Raw genomic sequence first — 1,673 nt, 5'->3', positions numbered from 1 at the left:
CGTTATCCCAGTTGATCCGGTTACTCCGGTGGCTCCCGTTATCCCAGTTGATCCCGTTACTCCAGTGGCTCCCGTTACCCCGGTGGCGCCGGTTATTCCTGTTGCTCCAGTATCCCCGGTTACTCCCGTTACCCCGGTCGAGCCTGTTACTCCGGTGGCTCCCGTTACCCCGGTTGTTCCCGTTACTCCGATGGCTCCCGTTATTCCAGTTGCGCCGGTTACTCCAGTGGCTCCCGTTATCCCAGTTGATCCGGTTACTCCGGTGGCTCCCGTTATCCCAGTTGATCCCGTTACTCCAGTGGCTCCCGTTATCCCGGTGGCGCCGGTTATTCCAGTCGAGCCTGTTACTCCGGTTGCGCCGGTTACTCCCGTTGCTCCCGTTACTCCGGTGGCACCGGTTATTCCAGTCGCACCGGTTGCTCCGGTCGAGCCCGTTACTCCCGTTGCTCCGGTGGCGCCGGTTGCTCCAGTCGCGCCGGGATCTCCAGTGACGCCGGTTACCCCAGTCGCTCCGGTATTCCCGGTCGAGCCCGTTGCTCCAGTGAATCCCGTTGCTCCAGTAAACCCCGTTGCTCCAGTGAACCCCGTTGCTCCAGTCAGCCCTGTTGCTCCGGTCAGCCCCGTTGCTCCGGTCAGCCCCGTTGCTCCGGTCAGCCCCGTTGCTCCGGTCAGCCCCGTTGCTCCGGTGAATCCTCTTACATGAAAATGATTTGGATGACAGCATGGACACCATCTTTCATGACAGCAAGAAGTTTTGCAACAGAATTCTTCACAGCAATGGGCCCGATTTTGATAACTGCGCCTTTGATTTCTTCTTTTATGTTGAAAATGACAGCAACAATCATTGCAATTCCGGCAGTCGTAATCCCAAGAGTCGTATCTGTTATACCAAGTATCTCCTTTTCTCATTACACCACCTCTATTTGCATAATATTTCCACGAGAAAAAAGGTGTGGCAAAATCCCACTTCTATTGGGCAAATTTTCAAATGTTCGTTAAGGCTGCATCATGCAGCATTTACAGAAAAAAGACCTAACTGTGCATAAGTCAGGTCTTTCATCTTTAAAATATCAGACTGCTATTTTCATGAGGTTGTCGGGAAACTTATGCTGTTAAAATCGATATTGAGAGCAGTTGCTGTCGTTAAATTATTAGCAGTTGTGAAAATAACCCTGAGCTGGTAAGTGTTCGTTCCTGCGGTCGGCGCAGTATCCACTGTTGTATCAGCAATCGAAAAACTATCCGTAGCTGCGAGAGTACTGGTTCGCGACAGAGTTCTTGTATGAATTTGCACTGCTCCCCTATATAATCTCACTTCAAAAACAAAGTTTGAATTGGCTGCAGTTGTTAACGCGACACTGAGTGCATAATCCAGCTTTACATTCTGCAAAGCATTAACTGGGACTGCCAGCGTAGCAACGGGAACTTCTGTATTTAACGGCGGATAAACAGTGAGCGGCCCGTTGGTTCTTGTGAAGAGCAAGGTTGGTGTACTGCCTGTGGCGCCGGTTGGTCCGGTTGGGCCCGTTGCTCCTGTGGCTCCTGTTGACCCGGTTGCTCCTGTTGAGCCTGTTGCGCCGGTTGAGCCTGTTAATCCCGTTACACCTGTTGGGCCAGTCACTCCTGTTGCACCAGTTAACCCAGTTCCTCCCGTTGGGCCGGTTGAGCCTGTT

Annotated in this window: 3 protein-coding genes; 1 reads left to right on the top strand and 2 read right to left on the bottom strand. The window is 52.3% G+C overall.

Translation table 11 applies throughout. The annotated features are described in order from the left end of the window. The coding region (locus AC1RRX_RS13710) for a hypothetical protein (RefSeq protein WP_492870929.1) at nucleotides 1–618 on the bottom strand (618 nt) is incomplete at its 3' end. 81 nt (nucleotides 619–699) lie between these two features. On the opposite strand from AC1RRX_RS13710, the gene AC1RRX_RS13705 reads away from it, so the two are divergent. Further along, entirely contained in the window at nucleotides 700–999 is a 300-nt protein-coding gene (locus tag AC1RRX_RS13705) for a hypothetical protein (RefSeq protein WP_260854648.1), read from the top strand. Nucleotides 1,000–1,084: 85 nt separating this feature from the next. On the opposite strand, the gene AC1RRX_RS13700 is transcribed toward AC1RRX_RS13705, so the two are convergent. Continuing rightward, nucleotides 1,085–1,673 (bottom strand): collagen-like triple helix repeat-containing protein (locus tag AC1RRX_RS13700; protein ID WP_186365076.1); only part of this gene is annotated, 589 nt, incomplete at its 5' end.

It is taken from the genome of Bacillus sp. GW821-FHT11D08 (genome assembly GCF_058808515.1).
This window is presented reverse-complemented; position numbering and strand designations above follow the sequence as displayed.